This is a genomic window from Bradyrhizobium sp. F1.4.3, from assembly GCF_040548375.1.
Taxonomy (GTDB): domain Bacteria; phylum Pseudomonadota; class Alphaproteobacteria; order Rhizobiales; family Xanthobacteraceae; genus Bradyrhizobium.
Map to the genome: position 1 here is coordinate 19989 of NZ_JBEPRN010000013.1, position 15776 is coordinate 35764.

Here is a 15776-nt window from a genome sequence, read left to right on the forward strand (position 1 = left end):
GGGGTGGCAGAGCGCTCAAAAACGCCGCGATTTGGGGGATCCATGCGAGGGTGGCTCGCTATGCTGCTTGTGGCCGTGCTCGCTGCGGCGTCGATTCGGTTCGCCGCGGCCGAAGACTATCCCACGCGTCCCGTCACTATGATCGTGCCGTTCCCGGCGGGCGGCGCCACCGATACGCTGGCGCGGTCCCTCGGCGAGCGCCTGAACGCGGTGCTGAAGCAGCCCATCGTGATCGAGAATGTCGGCGGCGCCGCCGGTTCGCTCGGTGTCGGCCGCGCGGTGCGCGCTGCTCCCGACGGCTATACGCTGTCGATCGGAACCTCGACCACGCACATGCTGACCGGCGGGCTCTATGCCCTGTCGTTCGATCTGTTGCGCGATCTCGAGCCGGTCATCCTGATCGGCAGCGAGCCGCTTCTGATCGTCGGCCGCAAGGATCTGCCCGCCGATGATCTCAAACAATTGATCGTGTGGCTGAAGGCCAATCCAGACAAGGCGTCAGTCGGCATCGCCGGCGTCGGCGCCACCGGCCACCTCGCCGGCATTGCGCTCCAGAAGGAGACCGGCACGCAATTCCAGTTCGTGCCTTATCGCGGCAACGGGCCGGCGATGCAGGACCTCGTTGCCGGCCAGATCGATGCGATGATCGAACCGGCCTCGAACTTTAGGGCGTTGGTTGCGGCCAGCAGCATCAAGCCGTTCGCGGTCACGAGCATGTCGCGCTCGCCATCCTGGCCGGACATTCCGACGGCCGACGAAGCCGGGCTGCCCGGCTATTCCGCTTCGCTCTGGTACGGCCTGTGGGTGCCGAAGGGCACCTCGAAAGACATCGTCGCGCAGCTCAACGCTGCGATGGTGCAGATCCTGGCAAGCCCGCAGGTGAAGCAGCGTTTCGCCGAACTCGGCATCCAGGCCTCTCCGCTTGCGCAGCAATCGCCGGAAGCGCTGCGTGCTTACCAGAAGGAGGAGGCCGAGCGCTGGTGGCCGATCATCAAGGCGTCAGGGATCAAGGTGGAGTGAGGGGGTGGTCTATTCCCGTACCCGCTCCAGCTTTTGCAGACACCGCGTCGCGCGTACCGCGGCCGGCATCTCCTCGTCCGGAAAGCTCGTCTTCCAGTTGGTGACGCCGACCTCGCCGACATAGATGTCGCCTTTCGAGTCCAGCGCGATGCCGTGCGGTGCCAAAAACTTTCCGCTGGCAACACCCGGACCCTCCTCGCCGCCGAGCCGCGCGATGCGTTTGCCTTGCGCATCGACGATCGACAGCCGTGGGCCAAGATTGGGCACATTGCGGTTGATATCGAGGCCAGGGCCGAGCTCACCGATGACGAAGGTCGGACTCTTGCCGCCGCCACAGCAGCACAGCGCGCAGGGCCGGTGCAGGTTGTTCCATTGCGTTTCGTATTTGCCCTCGCCATTGAACACCTGCACGCGATGGTTCTCGCGGTCGGCGACGTAGACCCAGCCGTCGGCGTCGGTCGCGATATTGTGCACGATGTTGAACTGGCCGGGGTCGGTGCCGGGCTCGCCCCAGCTCTTGATCAGCTTGCCGTCCGGCGTGAATTTGTGCACGCGCGCATTGCCATAGCCGTCGGAGACGTAGATCTCACCCTTCGGCGACAGCGCGGTGTGGGTGCAGCGGTGGAAGGGATCGCCGCTCATGAACGGCGCCGGCTTTGCGGGGATGCCGATCGTCAGCAACACCTTGCCGTCGGTGGTGCATTTGCGCACGGTGTGGTCGCCGTCATCGGTGCAATAGAGATTGTCGTCGGCGTCGATGTGCAGGCCGTGCGCGCGCGAGAACAGGTCTTCGCCAAAACTGCGCAGAAAATTGCCCTCGCGGTCGAGCACCACCATCGGATGGGCGCCGCGGTTGAAGACGTAGACGCGGTCCTTGCCGTCGACCGCGACGGAGGCGACGTCGGTGAGCTGCCAGCCGTCGGGCAGCTTCGCAAAATTTTCGACGACGCGGTAGCGGTGCTCGCCGGTGCCAAGAATGGCTGGCATTGGGCTCTCTCCTTCTGTCATTCCGTGGCGCGCGAAGCGTGAGCATCCATCGGGCCGCGTATTCCGGGGGTGGATGGATTCTCTGATGCGCAATTGCGCATCATAGTTCGCGCTGACGCGCGTCCCGGAATGACGAGTGCTTTACGTCCGCTCCAAAATCCCTTCCTCGATCGCCTTGATCTGGAGCGCGAGATATCTTGAATTGATCCGGCACTGCGCGAGGCTGCCGGCGATGAACCACAGGCCGGGCTGCTTCGTGCGCGCATACATGTTGCGCAGCTCGAAGCCGTCGCCAAAGCCCCAGACCGGGCCGACGCGGTCGGCGATGCCGTCGCCGAACAGTTTTCGCACCAGATATTCCTGTGGCTTGTAGCCGGTGGAGAGCACGATGAGATCGGCGGTGATGGTCGCGCCGTCCTTCATCCGCGCACCCTCAGTGACTAAGCCCTCAATGTCGGCAAACTGCTTGAGCTTGATCGCGCCCTCGGCGATGAGGTTGGAGCAGCCGACGTTGAAATAGTAGCCGCCGCCGCGAGTGAGGTATTTGAACTGCCAGCCGGTGCCGGCCTCGCCGAAATCGAGCCTGAAGCCGACGTGCCGCAGGCCGTCGAGCAGCTCCTTGTCGAGCTCCTTCGACTGCTCCGTCAGCATCACATGGGTCTTCTTCGCGAGTGGCGTCGGCATCGAGGTCGCGATCAAATCGTTGTCCTCGAGCGTGCCCTCATTGTAGGTGGCATACGCCAGCTGCGCCGAAGGCTCGATATTGGTGACCAGCGTCGGCGAACGCTGCATGAGCGTCACCTCGGCGCCGCTGGAGTAGAGGTCCTGCGCGATGTCGTGGCCGCTGTTGCCGGTGCCGATGACGATGGCGCGCTTGCCCTGCCAGTTCTCGCCGTCTTCGTAGCGGCTGGAATGCAGCAGCGTGCCCCTGAAATTGGTGAGGGTCGGGATGTCCGGCACATTGGCGATGCCGCTGACGCCGGTCGCCATCACCACGTGGCGTGGAAGCATGGTGTGTCGGCTGCCGTCGGCGCGGCGCAGCGTCACCGTCCAGTGGCCCTTGGCGTCGTCGTAAGCGCCGTCCTCGAATTCGGTGCCGGTCCAGAAGTTCAGCTCCATCGCATCGACATAGGCCTCGAACCAGTTCGCGAGCTTGTCCTTGGGAATATAGGTTGGCCAGTTCGGCGGGAACGGCATGTAGGGCAAATGATTGACCTGCACCTGGTTGTGCAGCGTCAGTGCGTGATAGCGCCTGCGCCAATTGTCGCCGATCCGCGTCTCGCGATCGACGATCAGCGTGTCGACCCTCAACTGTTTCAGCCGGGCTGCGATGGCGAGCCCGGCCTGGCCGCCGCCGACCACCAGCACAGCCGGATCGCGATCGGCGTAGTCACGCGATGCGTTGCGCAGATCGAGCCAGTTCGGCCCGCGGAAGTCACGTGAATAGGCCTGGCCGCGCGGGCGCGATGTGCCGAGCTGTTCTTCAAATCCCTTGAGCTCGTCGAGTGCGGTGAGCAGCGTCCATGCCTTCAGCCGGTCGCTGTCTGCCGGATCGGGCACGAGTCGCACGATGCCACTGCCGCGGCCAAGCGCGGTTTCGAAATCGAAGATGGCCTCGATATTGTTGGTACCGGCGCGGATCACCCAGCGCGGCAGCGCGCGGTTCGGTGCGATCTTGAAATTGGCCGGTACCGCCTTGGACGCGAGCGAAATCAACGCTTCCGTGACTGCATCGCGACCGGCGGACGTTTGCAGGTTCCAGCTCAGCGCCAGGACATCGCGCCAGAAGCATTCGGCAACGAAGAGGTGGTCCAGCGCAGCGCGATCGGGTTTGCCAAGTGCACGCTCGAACGTGTCGAGCCAGGCTTGCGCGGAGACGGCAATATCCTTCGTCCTGTCCAGCATACGCGACCTCGTGGCCGTCTTCGCGGCGTTTCCTTTGAGGTCGAACGCTATACTGGATCAGCTTACGTCGAAAGCGCTTTACCCGAGCAGTGAAAGCATGTGGCCCTGCTCAGGCGGAATGCGCCCCTTCAGCGTGTCGAGATAGACCTGCCGCACCGCCTCCGGTCCGCGGCTTTCGACGATGGAGAGGCATCTCTCCAGTCGCGGCGCGAAGCCCGACCATGCCGCGCCAAAGCGCTGCTCGATGCCGCCCGGACCCCATTGCTTGGCGCGCTTGCGGATCTGGTCGGGTGCGAAGAACCAGCGTGGCTTTGCGCCGGGCAGTTCGCCTTCGGCGGGTTCGGTGGCGCGATGGGTCAATCCGACGCGCACGGAGCACTTCATCTGGTCGCCGAAGTGCCGGTGCAGTTCGGCACGCAACGCGCTGTTGCCGGCCATGTCGACGAAGGCGACCGGCGTATCTGACGGCATCGACGTCACGCGGTCATAGGTGGTGACGTCGTCATAGCAGCCGAGTGACGAGACGAAGCCGGTATTGCCGGCCGATGTCAGGCCGATCACCTTGCGCCCGCGCGTGTGCAGGAGATGCGCGAGCCCGAACGCAGTCTTGCTCGAGGCGCTCGAGAGCAGCACGGTGCGCGCGCCGAAATCATCGTTTTCGGCAAGGAAGTCATCGACCAGGAAGGACAGCATGAACAGCGGCCGCAGCAGCGCCTGGTAGTCGCCCTGCCGCCCGGCATAGGCGGGATCGCCGCTGACGCGCGCATAGGCATTGTAGACCGGCGCCACGCCCTGCCTGTGCGCGGCACCGTCGCGCAAGCCTCGCTTGCTGACGTCGGTGGCTTCGATGACGAGATGGCTCGCCATCGGGAAATAGCCGAACAGCCGCTCGCCAACAGCGACATTTTGATGTTTCGAGGCGATCACCAGACCGAAGCCCCATACCGGAATGTTGCCGAAGCCGTGTGGTGCGGGAAACAGCTGCCAGTATTTCAGCTCGTCGCCGAGCGCGGCATAGGTGATGTTATTGGCGGTGAGGGCGAAGCGGTCCACCTTCACCAGCAGCGCATCCTGCGGCAGCGCGTCGCTCTCGGGAAGCGAGGTTGCGATCGTCTTGCACGTTTCGAAATCGTCTCGTGCAACGATGAAGTTGGTGGATGTCATGGTTCGATCCCGGTTCTTGCCCGCGCCGGCATCTCATCGGTCACGCGCACGCCGTTTGCAACAGCAACATAGTTTTAAACGTTGTTCGGCAGCTCTCACGCCGTGAGCACGCCCTCGCGCTTCTTCACCGCGCGGTAATAGCTCCACCACAGATGCGCAGCCGCGCCGCGCAGGGGACGCCAGGGTTCGGCGAGCGGCGCCATCTGCTTCTCCGTCGGCCGCGCCTGCAAGCCCAGCCCGACGCGGATGCCTTCCTGCACGGCGAGGTCGCCCGCCGGCCAGGCATCGCCATGGCCCAGACAAAACAGGAGATAGACGTCCGCGGTCCACGGCCCGATTCCGGGCAGCGAGATCAGCGTGTGATGCGCGGCATCCGCATCTTCTTCGGCGAGCACGTCGAGGTTCAGCCGCTCCGCGATGATCTCGCGCGCGAGATGCTTCAGGGTCTTGATCTTCGCGGCGGAGAGGCCGAGCCGCCCCAGCCGGTCGGTGCGGGCGCGGCGCACCGCCTCATGATCGAACGGATCGAAGGCAGCCGACAGCCGTCCCCAGATCGCCGCCGCGCTCGCGGTCGAGAGCTGCTGCCCACAGACGATGTGGGCAAGCCCCGCAAAGCCCGGCTCGCGCCGCCGCAACGCCGGCATGCCCGCGATCTCAAATACGGGTTTGAGGCGCGGATCGCGCTTGATCAGCGTGTGGACGGCCTCTTCGAGGTCGGATTGGGATTCGAGGTGGATGGTCATTGTCGCCTAACTCGTCATGCGCGGGCTTGCCGTCTCTGCTAAAGCTTCGCCGGCCCAACACCAAAAAGCCCGCCGAAGCTTTCGGCGAAGGCGAGACTCGCGCATTCATCTCCTATCGTAACAGAGTCCTGGAAGACGGATTGCTGGATCAGGCCTGGCAATGACGAGTACCATGAAAGCGATGCCACCCGTTTTCCGATTTGCCCCCAGCCCGAACGGCTACCTGCATCTCGGCCACGCCTATTCCGCGCTGCTCAACTTCGATCGTGCACGCGAGACCGGTGGGCGGCTCCTGCTCCGCATCGAGGACATCGACGCGACGCGCTGCCGGCCGGAGTTCGAGACGGCGATTGACGAGGACCTCGCCTGGCTCGGGATTGCCTGGGAGACGCCGGCGCGGCGGCAGTCGGAGCATTTTGCCGATTATCGCGCCGCGCTGGAAAAACTCTCCGCGCTCGGCCTCGTCTATCCCGCCTTCGAAAGCCGCGCCGAGATCGCAAAGCTCGTGGCTGCGCGCGAGGCCGATGGCCTCTGGCTGCGCGATCCCGACGGCGCTCCGCTCTATCCCGGCGATGCGAAATCGCTGCCCGCCGACGAACGCGCGCGGCTAATCGAGACCGGCGTGCCTTACGCGCTCCGGCTCGACATGGCGGCCGTCTGCCGCTGCGTCGCCGGCCTGACCTGGAGCGAGCTGGGCGAGGGTCCCGGCCGCGAGCATGGACTCGTCGCGGCGCGGCCGGAGGCCTGGGGCGATGTGATCCTGGCCCGGAAGGAGACGCCGACGAGCTACCACTTGTCTGTGGTCGTGGACGACGCGCTCCAGGGCGTGAGTGAGGTGGTGCGGGGCCAGGACCTCTTTCATGCGACCTCGGTCCACCGCCTGCTCCAGGTTCTGCTCGATCTGCCGGCGCCCACCTACCGCCACCACGCCCTGATTTGCGACGAAGCCGGCCGGAAGCTGTCGAAATCGAGCCGCTCCACCGGCCTGCGGGAGTTGCGCGTGGCCGGTGCCTCGCCCGTCGATATCCGTGGGTTGGTGGGATTAGGTTAAGTTTCTCTGGGGGTTAGCAAAACGTCGCCGTGACTCCGGGGGTTCCTCCGTGCCATGCTCGCCTGAGAGCCCGGGGTTCGAAGGGATACTTCGAAGGGGATTTATGGCGGCGAAAACGCGCACTACGCGGACGTCCAGGCGACCGCCTCGGAAGCGGTCCGGGGCGGCCGGCAAGGTGCGCAAGCGCGGCGCCAAGGCGGACGCACCGGATGTGGTCCAGGCGGCACTCGCCGCCTTTGCCCACGAGGTCCGCACCCCCCTGACCGGCATTCTGGCGATCAGCGATCTGCTCGCGACCTCCGATCTCGGCGAGCGAGAGCGGCGCTGGGCCGATACCATCAAGGCCGGCGCCGAGCATCTGGCGAGCCTTGCCACCTTGTTCGTGGATGCCGCCAAGACCGGCAAGGGGGCCGGGAAGGGCGGCAGCACGCTGCGGCAGGACTTGTTTGACTTGCGCGCGCTCGCCCGCAGCATCGGCGACTCCCTCGCCGGACGCGCCGCGGCCAAGGGCCTTCAGGCCGAGGTCGAGATCTCCGAAAAACTTGCCGGTCTCGTCGTCGGCGATCCCGTCCGCCTGCGCGCCGCGCTCGAGAACCTGATCGACAATGCCGTCAAATTCACCGACCAGGGCGGCGTGGCGATCTCGGCGACGCCCTGGCGTCCCGCCAAAGACCGCGGAAACGGCAACGCGAAGGACAAGCGCAGCGTCGGCGTTGCCTTCGCGGTGTCCGACAGCGGCATCGGCCTGACCATGGCCGAGATCAAGCGGCTGTTCCGCCCGTTCACCCAGGCCAATGTCACTATTGCCTCGCGCTTCGGCGGCGCCGGACTCGGGCTGTCCTCGGTGAAGCAACTGGCGCGCGCGATGGGCGGCGACATCTCGGTCGCGCCGCGGCGCGGCGGCGGCGCCACCTTCACGCTGACGGTCTCGCTCGAAGCGGCCGGACCAGCGAGGTCCCGTAAGTCGGGCGGCGGCGAGGCGGAGGCGCTGGTGGCGTTGCGCGTGCTGAGCGTCGAGGACAATCCGTTCGGCCGCGTCGTGCTCAACACCATTTTGACCGAGCTCGGCCATCATGCCGAATTCATCGGGCGCGGCGAGGATGCGGTGGACCGGCTCGCGCAGGGCGCCTTCGACGCGGTGTTGATGGACATGGTGCTGCCGGGCATCGACGGCGTCGAGGCGATCAGGCAAATCCGCAACATGCAGACGCCGCTCGCTCAAATCCCCATCATCGGGGTTTCCGGTCGCGGCGAGGACGAGGCGGCCTCACGCGAAGCCGGCGCCGACGCGTTCCTGGTCAAGCCTGTGTCCCCGCGGGCCTTAGCGACTGCGCTGCTTGAAGCGACACGCCGTGAGGAAGTCGCGACTTGATGATCGCGGCGTTGAGCTCGCCGCCGAAAACGAAGATCGCGGCGATGAAATACAAAAACACCAGCGCGATGATCACCGAGGCGAGCCCTGCATACATCGTCACGTAATTGTTGGCGAAGCGCGCCAGGTACTGGCCGAACACGATGCCTGAGATCAGCGACGCCACGATGGTGAAAACGATGCCGGGCAGGATCTGGAGGAAGCCGCGCCGTCCCGCCGGCAGCCATGCGTGCAGGATGAGCAGCGCCACCACCAGCGCGCCGACGGTGATGCCGTAGCGCAGCCAGGTGAGGATGCTCTCGTTGGACTCGACGACAAGGGGGATGTGGCGCCGCGCCGCCTCGATGAAGAGCGGGCCGAGCACGATCAGGAAGGCCATGGCGAGCGCAGTGAAAGCCGCGACCAGCGTGTAGCCGATCGATTCCAGCCGCAGCCAGTACCAGCGCCGCATCTCCACCACCGCATAGGCGCGGTTGAGCGCAACCCGAAGTGCCTCGACGCCGTTCGAGGCGAAATAGACCGACAGGACCGCGCCGATCGTCAGCACGCCGGTGCGGGTGGTGGTCAGCACGTCGTGGATTTCGCCGGACAGCGAGTCGGCGACCTGCTTGGGCCAGACCTGGAGCATCAGCCCGGCCGCCTGGTCGGCGAGTTCCTTGGAGCCGAAGAAGCCGGCGAGCGATGTCAATACGATCAGGAACGGGAACAGCGCCATCAGCGTAGACAGCGCGATATGGCTCGCAATTGCCCAGCCGTCATCGGCCAGGAACGTGTAGAACGCATCCATCACGACGACGTAGATGTAGCGGATTGCTTTCACGCGCCACCTACACCGCTGCTCATGCTCCCTCTCCCCGCCTGCGGGGAGAGGCGAGGAAATCGGGCAATTGGCGCAAATCGGAAATCATCCCGCTACCTTCTGATATTATTGGCCTAAAAGCCAGATCGCGAAGCGCCATCGTCGTCATTCCGGGGCGCGCGCAGCGCGAGCCCGGAATCCATTCGGCCACGGCGCAAGCGGGAAGATGGATTCCGGGCTCGATGCTTCGCATCGCCCCGGAATGACACTGGTGGCCGAAGCGCCGCCGTAGCGAACCGGCGCACACGGTGTTATCTACCGGCGATGGCATCCCTTTTGAGTACCTTCATCCTGCCGGTGGCAGCCGGCGCCGTGGCGATTGTGCTGCTGCTCGGTCTCGTCAACATGATGCGCGGTGGTTCGCCGAACACCTCGCAGAAGCTGATGCGCTGGCGCGTGCTGCTGCAGTTCGTGGCGATCGTCATCGCCATGCTCGCGGTCTGGGCGATGGGGCGTTAGGGCATGATCCTGACCCGAAGGGCCGCGTTAGCGCAAAATGTGCAGCGGTGTTCCGACAAGATCATGCCCTAAGATCAAGGAGGCCATCATGGTCACGTTGAACCGCATCTATACGAAAACCGGTGACGATGGCACGACGGCGCTCGGCTCGGGCGAACGCCGTCCGAAATACGATCTGCGCATCGCGGCCTATGGCACGGTCGATGAGACCAATGCCGCGATCGGTGTGGTGCGGCTCCACACCAGGGATGCGCCCGAGCTCGATGCAATGCTCGGCCGGATCCAGAACGATTTGTTCGATCTCGGCGCCGATCTCGCGGTGCCCGAACGTGAAGGCAAGGAAACCAAAAAGGCAGAACGGCTGCGGGTGGTGGCGGGCCAGGTCGAGCGGCTCGAGCGCGATATCGACGCGCTTAACGACAAGCTGGCGCCGCTGACCTCTTTCGTGCTGCCGGGCGGCACGCCGGCCGCCGCCTACCTCCACGTCGCCCGCACCATTTGCCGCAGGGCGGAACGAGTGATGGTGGAACTGGCGGCCCAGCCCAATGAGCCGGTCGGCGCGCCTGGCATCCAGTATATGAACCGCCTGTCGGATTTCCTGTTCGTGGCGAGCCGTGCCGCCAACTATGATGGAGCCGGCGACGTGCTCTGGGTTCCGGGCCAGAATCGCTGACCCATTGAGCGGCGCATTTCAGGGGGCTAAAATTAGACCCCTTCGCGCGTTGACCGGGCCGGATCAGGCCTTTAGGTTCCGCGCCAGTTGATAACCCCCTCCCAGATTGAGTGAAAGAGGATCGATGAAGGTCTTGGTGCCGGTAAAGCGGGTGGTCGATTACAACGTCAAGGTCCGCGTCAAGAGCGATGGATCGGGCGTTGAACTCGCCAACGTCAAAATGTCGATGAACCCGTTCGACGAAATCGCGGTCGAGGAAGCGCTGCGCCTGAAGGAAGGCGGCAAGGCCACCGAGGTCGTGGTTGTCTCCATTGGACCCGCGCAGGCGTCGGAGACGATCCGCACCGGTCTCGCCATGGGCGCCGACCGCGGCATCCTGGTGAAGGCCGACGGCATCGTCGAGCCGCTCGCCGTCGCCAAGATCCTGAAGAAGGTTGCTGAAGAAGAGCAGCCCGGCTTGATCATCCTCGGCAAGCAGGCGATCGACGACGACAGCAATCAGACCGGCCAGATGCTGGCCGCGCTGCTCGGCTGGTCGCAGGCGACCTTCGCCTCCAAGCTCGAGGTCGAAGGCTCTGACTTCAAGGTCACCCGCGAAGTCGATGGCGGCCTCCAGACCGTGAAGCTGAAGGGACCGGCGATCGTCACCACCGATCTCCGTCTCAACGAGCCGCGCTATGCGTCGCTGCCCAATATCATGAAGGCCAAGAAGAAGCCGATCGCGGACAAGACCGTCGCCGACTACGGCATCGACATCACCGCGCGCCTCGAAGTTCTGAAGACGACGGAGCCCGCGGGCCGCAAGGCCGGCGTCAAGGTCAAGGACGTCGCCGAGCTGGTGTCGAAGCTCAAGAACGAAGCCGGGGTGCTCTGATGACGACGTTGCTGATTGCCGAACACGAACACGAGGTCCTCAAGGACTCCACCAACAAGGCGCTCACCGCGGCTTCCCAACTCGGCGGCGACGTTCACGTGCTGGTCGCCGGCGGCGGGCAGGGCACCAAGGCTGCGGCCGATTCTGCCTCGAAGCTTGCTGGCGTTGCCAAGGTGCTGGTCGCCGAAGGCGAGACTTACGCGCACGATCTCGCCGAGCCGCTGGCCGCGCTGATCGTTTCGCTGGCGCCCGCCTATGATGCGATCGTGGCGCCCGCGACCTCGCGCTTCAAGAACGTGATGCCGCGCGTCGCCGCGCTGCTCGACGTCATGCAGGTCTCGGAGATCACCAAGGTGGTCGCACCCGACACCTATGAGCGTCCGATCTATGCCGGCAACGCCATCCAGACGGTGAAGTCGAAGGACGCCAAGAAGGTCATCACGGTCCGTACCTCGACCTTCGCTGCGGCAGCTAGCGGCGGCACCGCGCCGGTCGAGAGCGTCGCGGCTGCGGCCGATCCGGGCCTGTCGTCCTTCGTCGGCGAGGAAGTTGCCAAGAGCGACCGCCCCGAGCTGACCTCGGCGAAGATCATCGTCTCCGGTGGTCGCGCCATGCAGAGCCGCGAGAACTTCGCCAAGTACATCGAGCCGCTTGCCGACAAGCTCGGCGCCGGTGTCGGCGCCTCGCGCGCGGCGGTGGACGCCGGCTATGCGCCGAACGACTGGCAGGTCGGCCAGACCGGCAAGGTCGTGGCCCCCGAGCTCTATGTCGCGGTCGGCATTTCCGGCGCGATCCAGCATCTGGCCGGCATGAAGGACTCCAAGGTGATCGTCGCGATCAACAAGGACGAGGACGCGCCGATCTTCCAGGTCGCCGATTATGGTCTGGTCGCCGACCTCTACCAGGCGGTTCCGGAGCTCACCGAGGCGCTCGGCAAGCTCGGCAAGTAAAAACGCGGTAAAAACACCGGCCGGAGTGGTACACTCCGGCCGGTGTTTCTTTTTTGCGGCGTTTTCTTTGGCGTGGGGCACGCCGGGGAAGCGATCCAATCTAGGTTTCGAGCCAAGATTCTGGTTAGATCAAGGTTCTGATTAAATCAGATTTCCCGGCTTGGGGGATTAGGCAGGCGCGGTATGCGCGCCGTTCCGGTGGATGACATTATGGCGGCAGTGATCAAGAAGGTCGGCGTGATCGGCGCGGGGCAGATGGGCAATGGCATCGCGCATGTCGCGGCGCTGGCCGGCTTCGACGTGGTGCTCAACGACGTCTCGTCCGATCGCCTCAAGTCGGGCATGGCCACCATCAACGGCAATCTGGCGCGCCAGGTCTCCAAGAATGCCGTCAGCGAGGACGACAAGGCCAAGGCGATGGCGCGCATCAAGCTCGCCGAGAAGCTCGACGACCTTGCCGATTGCGATCTCGTGATCGAGACTGCGGTCGAGAAGGAAGAGGTCAAGCGCAAGATTTTTCACGAGCTCTGCGCGGTGTTGAAGCCGGAGGCGATCGTCGCCTCCGACACGTCCTCGATCTCGATCACCCGGCTTGCCGCCGCCACCGACCGCCCCGAACGCTTCATCGGCATTCACTTCATGAACCCGGTGCCGCTGATGGAGCTGGTCGAGCTGATCCGCGGCATCGCCACCGATGATTCGACCTTCGAGGCGTCCAAGGAATTCGTCGCCAAGCTCGGCAAGCAGGTCGCGGTCTCCGAGGATTTCCCGGCCTTCATCGTCAACCGCATCCTGCTGCCGATGATCAACGAGGCGATCTACACGCTGTATGAAGGCGTCGGCAACGTCGAGGCAATCGATGCCGCGATGAAGCTCGGTGCGCACCATCCGATGGGCCCGCTGGAGCTCGCCGATTTCATCGGCCTCGATACTTGTCTGTCGATCATGCAGGTGCTGCATGAGGGTCTGGCCGACTCCAAGTACCGCCCGTGCCCGCTGCTGGTCAAATACGTCGAGGCCGGCTGGCTCGGCCGCAAGACCCAGCGCGGCTTCTACGACTACCGCGGCGCCAAGCCGGTGCCGACAAGGTAAGGCAGTCTCGTGCCCCGGACACAGCGCAGCGCTTTCGCGATGCGCTGCTGAGCCGGGGCCCAGAAGCGGCGAGCATGCTGAAGCATGGGTCCCGGCTCTGCGTCGCGTCATTGCATGCCGCGTCCGGGACACGGACAGCGCCACCCTACGCGCATCCGCTCTGTGACAATTCATGTCGCGTTAACCGATCGCGCCTAGGTTACGGGCGCGTACGAGGATTTGCGTAATGGATACGATGGCGATGGTCAGCACCATGCTGGCCGCTCAGCAAGGCGCGCTGCAGTCGAATATCTCGGCGACGCTGATGAAGCAGAACGCGGATGCGGAGAAATCCACCGTCCTGACACTGCTCGGCGCCGGTCAGCCCTCGCTCGCCAATGTCGGCGCCGGTGTCGGCGGCAATTTGAATATTTCGGCTTAAAGAGCTGCCGCGGCGGGGCCCAGTGCCGCCCGGATTAGTTTGAGCGCGTCATCGCTCGCCCATTCGGCAGGTCCCGCGATCGTCGCGATCTCGCAGCCCTGCGGGTCGACCAGCACCGATGTCGGCATGCCCAAGGCCCGGCCTATCGCCTTAAGATCCTGGAAAACCTTGGCTTTCTGGTCGTTAAAATAGCCGAGCCGGGTCAGGCTGGCGTCTTTCAGGAAATTCTTCGGCTTCTCCGGGTCGCGGGTGTCGATATTGATGGCCACCACCTCGAAATTCGGACCCGCCAGCTTGGCCTGGAGCGCGTCCAGCGCCGGCATTTCCTTGCGACAGGGCACACACCAGGTGGCCCAGAGGTTGACCAGCAGGGTCTTGCCGCGGAAATCGGACAGCTTCTTCGGCTTGCCGTCGGCATCCTCGAAGGCGAGGTCGGGCAGCTTCAGGGGCGCGCTCGCCATGGTCAGCGCCGCGACCTCGCCATGGGCGAGCGGGGCGATCCTTGAGGCGGTCGCGACCGCCGCCCGGCAGGCCGGATCGCCGGCGGGCGCCCGGCTCAGGCCCAGCCCGTACAGCGCAGCGAAGCCGGCCAGGCCCCCGACCACCACGGTGGCGATGACGAGGGGGATCCGGCGCGTGGCGGAAGGCTTTGGATCGAGCATATCGTTTGTCATCCGGTCGCAGATATGGCTATCAGGGGCCTCTTAGTACGGCTGGCTCCGGCCAGCAAACGTGCGGCACCGGCCGCGTGGCGACAAGCAAGGCGCGAGCAGGGGATCATGAGCAACAAGATGTGGGGCGGCCGGTTCTCGGAACGTCCCGATGAGATCATGGAAGAGATCAACGTCTCCATCGACGTCGATCGTCACCTCTTTGCCCAGGACATTGCCGCGTCCAAGGCCCACGCCGCGATGCTTGCCGCGCAGGGCATCATCACGGCCTCTGATGCGAAAAATATCGGCAAGGGTCTAGACACGATTTTGTCAGAGATCGGCAAGGGCGGCTTCACCTTCAAGCGCGCGCTCGAGGACATTCATATGAATGTCGAGAGCCGCCTCTCGGAGCTGATCGGACCCGCTGCCGGCCGCCTGCATACCGCGCGCTCGCGCAACGACCAGGTCGCGACCGATTTCCGTCTCTATGTCCGCGACGTTCTCGACGAGACCGATGCCGCGCTCGCTGCGTTCCAGCAGGCGCTGGTCGAACGCGCGCTGGAACATGCCGCGACCGTGATGCCTGGCTTCACGCATCTCCAGACCGCGCAGCCAGTGACCTTCGGCCATCATCTGCTCGCCTATGTCGAGATGGCCGCGCGCGACCGCGGCCGCTTCCAGGATGCGCGCAAGCGGCTCAACGAGTCGCCGCTCGGCGCCGCCGCGCTCGCCGGCACCTCGTTCCCGATCGATCGCTACGCCACGGCGAAGGCGCTTGGCTTCGACCGTCCGATGGCGAACTCGCTCGATGCGGTCTCCGACCGCGACTTCGTGCTGGAGACGCTGTCGGCGGCCTCGATCTGCGCCGTGCACATGTCGCGTTTTGCCGAGGAGATCGTGATCTGGACCTCGCCGCTGGTCGGCATGATCCGGCTCAGCGACAAGTTCACCACCGGCTCCTCGATCATGCCGCAGAAGCGCAATCCGGACGCTGCCGAGCTGGTGCGGGCGAAAACGGGCCGTGTGATTGGCGCGCTCAACGGCCTGCTGATCGTGATGAAGGGCCTGCCGCTCGCCTATCAAAAGGACATGCAGGAGGACAAGCAGGGCGCCATGGAGGGTTTTGCCGCGCTGTCGCTGGCGATCCGCGCCATGACCGGCATGGTCCGCGATCTCGTGCCCGACGAGGCCAAGATGAAGGCGGCTGCGGGCGAGGGCTACGCTACCGCGACCGACCTCGCCGACTGGCTGGTGCGGACATTGAAGATGCCGTTCCGCGAGGCCCATCACGTCACCGGCCGCATCGTGGCCAAGGCCGCCGAGGGCGGCGTGGCGCTGCATGAGCTGCCGCTCAAGGAGATGCAGGCGATCGAGCCGAAGATCTCGAAAGACGTGCTCGGCGTGCTCTCGGTCGAATCGTCGGTGAAGAGCCGCACCAGCTTTGGCGGCACCGCGCCGAAGAACGTGGCCACCCAGGCCAAGGCCTGGCTGAAGCGGCTGGAAAAAGAGCGAAAATTGGGCTGAGGGCAAAATTTCGCTTATGTTTCATGGTC

General features: G+C 64.9%; 16 protein-coding genes. 10 read left to right on the forward strand and 6 right to left on the reverse strand.

Annotation, left to right across the window (positions count from 1 at the left end):
* Window positions 1–60 precede the first annotated feature (60 nt).
* Window positions 61–1020, forward strand: a complete 960-nt coding sequence (locus ABIB73_RS27035; protein ID WP_354228898.1) for a Bug family tripartite tricarboxylate transporter substrate binding protein — start codon at window positions 61–63, stop codon at window positions 1018–1020.
* Window positions 1021–1029: 9 nt separating this feature from the next.
* Here ABIB73_RS27035 and ABIB73_RS27040 read toward each other — a convergent pair whose 3' ends face one another.
* The 4 genes from ABIB73_RS27040 to ABIB73_RS27055 all read right to left on the reverse strand — a co-directional run bounded on the left by ABIB73_RS27040 (window position 1030) and on the right by ABIB73_RS27055 (window position 5819).
* Entirely contained in the window at window positions 1030–2007 is a 978-nt protein-coding gene (locus ABIB73_RS27040) for a peptidyl-alpha-hydroxyglycine alpha-amidating lyase family protein (protein WP_354228900.1), read from the reverse strand.
* 141 nt (window positions 2008–2148) lie between these two features.
* Window positions 2149–3912, reverse strand: a complete 1764-nt coding sequence (locus tag ABIB73_RS27045) for a flavin-containing monooxygenase (RefSeq protein ID WP_354228902.1) — start codon at window positions 3910–3912, stop codon at window positions 2149–2151.
* A 78-nt stretch (window positions 3913–3990) separates the two neighbouring features.
* On the reverse strand, window positions 3991–5076 hold the full coding sequence (locus tag ABIB73_RS27050; protein WP_354228904.1) for a DUF2855 family protein: 1086 nt from the start codon (window positions 5074–5076) through the stop codon (window positions 3991–3993).
* 95 nt (window positions 5077–5171) lie between these two features.
* A complete protein-coding gene (locus ABIB73_RS27055) occupies window positions 5172–5819 on the reverse strand; it encodes a DNA-3-methyladenine glycosylase family protein (protein ID WP_354228906.1) in 648 nt (215 codons plus the stop codon).
* 181 nt (window positions 5820–6000) lie between these two features.
* Between ABIB73_RS27055 and gluQRS the strand changes: the two genes are divergently transcribed.
* Together gluQRS and ABIB73_RS27065 are read left to right on the forward strand one after the other, a co-directional pair.
* Window positions 6001–6870 carry a tRNA glutamyl-Q(34) synthetase GluQRS gene (gene gluQRS, locus ABIB73_RS27060; RefSeq protein ID WP_354229192.1) on the forward strand — a complete coding sequence of 290 codons (870 nt, stop codon included), beginning with the start codon at window positions 6001–6003 and terminating at the stop codon, window positions 6868–6870.
* Window positions 6871–6973: 103 nt separating this feature from the next.
* The gene (locus ABIB73_RS27065) at window positions 6974–8242 is read left to right on the forward strand and encodes an ATP-binding protein (RefSeq protein WP_354228908.1); all 1269 of its coding nucleotides are present in this window, start codon (window positions 6974–6976) and stop codon (window positions 8240–8242) included.
* Here the strand turns inward: ABIB73_RS27065 and ABIB73_RS27070 are convergent.
* A complete protein-coding gene (locus ABIB73_RS27070; protein WP_354228910.1) occupies window positions 8169–9062 on the reverse strand; it encodes a YihY/virulence factor BrkB family protein in 894 nt (297 codons plus the stop codon). The two genes, ABIB73_RS27065 and ABIB73_RS27070, sit on opposite strands and share 74 nt — an antisense overlap.
* A 303-nt stretch (window positions 9063–9365) precedes the next feature.
* Between ABIB73_RS27070 and ABIB73_RS27075 the strand changes: the two genes are divergently transcribed.
* From ABIB73_RS27075 to ABIB73_RS27100, 6 genes are all read left to right on the forward strand, one after another.
* The gene (locus ABIB73_RS27075) at window positions 9366–9560 is read left to right on the forward strand and encodes a twin transmembrane helix small protein (protein WP_354228912.1); all 195 of its coding nucleotides are present in this window, start codon (window positions 9366–9368) and stop codon (window positions 9558–9560) included.
* An 88-nt stretch (window positions 9561–9648) separates the two neighbouring features.
* Window positions 9649–10233 carry a cob(I)yrinic acid a,c-diamide adenosyltransferase gene (locus ABIB73_RS27080; RefSeq protein WP_354228914.1) on the forward strand — a complete coding sequence of 195 codons (585 nt, stop codon included), beginning with the start codon at window positions 9649–9651 and terminating at the stop codon, window positions 10231–10233.
* 124 nt (window positions 10234–10357) lie between these two features.
* Window positions 10358–11107, forward strand: a complete 750-nt coding sequence (locus ABIB73_RS27085; protein ID WP_354228916.1) for an electron transfer flavoprotein subunit beta/FixA family protein — start codon at window positions 10358–10360, stop codon at window positions 11105–11107.
* Window positions 11107–12057 (forward strand): electron transfer flavoprotein subunit alpha/FixB family protein, encoded by a 951-nt coding sequence (locus tag ABIB73_RS27090; RefSeq protein ID WP_354228918.1) that lies wholly within the window; start codon window positions 11107–11109, stop codon window positions 12055–12057. The genes ABIB73_RS27085 and ABIB73_RS27090 overlap by 1 nt, the downstream gene beginning before the upstream one ends.
* 210 nt (window positions 12058–12267) lie before the next feature.
* Entirely contained in the window at window positions 12268–13149 is an 882-nt protein-coding gene (locus tag ABIB73_RS27095; protein ID WP_354228920.1) for a 3-hydroxybutyryl-CoA dehydrogenase, read from the forward strand.
* Between the two features lie 226 nt (window positions 13150–13375).
* On the forward strand, window positions 13376–13570 hold the full coding sequence (locus ABIB73_RS27100) for a hypothetical protein (RefSeq protein ID WP_354228922.1): 195 nt from the start codon (window positions 13376–13378) through the stop codon (window positions 13568–13570).
* On the opposite strand, the gene tlpA is transcribed toward ABIB73_RS27100, so the two are convergent.
* Window positions 13567–14232, reverse strand: a complete 666-nt coding sequence (tlpA, locus tag ABIB73_RS27105; protein WP_354228924.1) for a thiol:disulfide interchange protein TlpA — start codon at window positions 14230–14232, stop codon at window positions 13567–13569. The genes ABIB73_RS27100 and tlpA overlap by 4 nt on opposite strands.
* 117 nt (window positions 14233–14349) lie before the next feature.
* On the opposite strand from tlpA, the gene argH reads away from it, so the two are divergent.
* Window positions 14350–15747, forward strand: coding sequence for an argininosuccinate lyase (gene argH, locus ABIB73_RS27110; protein WP_354228926.1), 1398 nt, complete (start codon window positions 14350–14352; stop codon window positions 15745–15747).
* Window positions 15748–15776 lie beyond the last annotated feature (29 nt).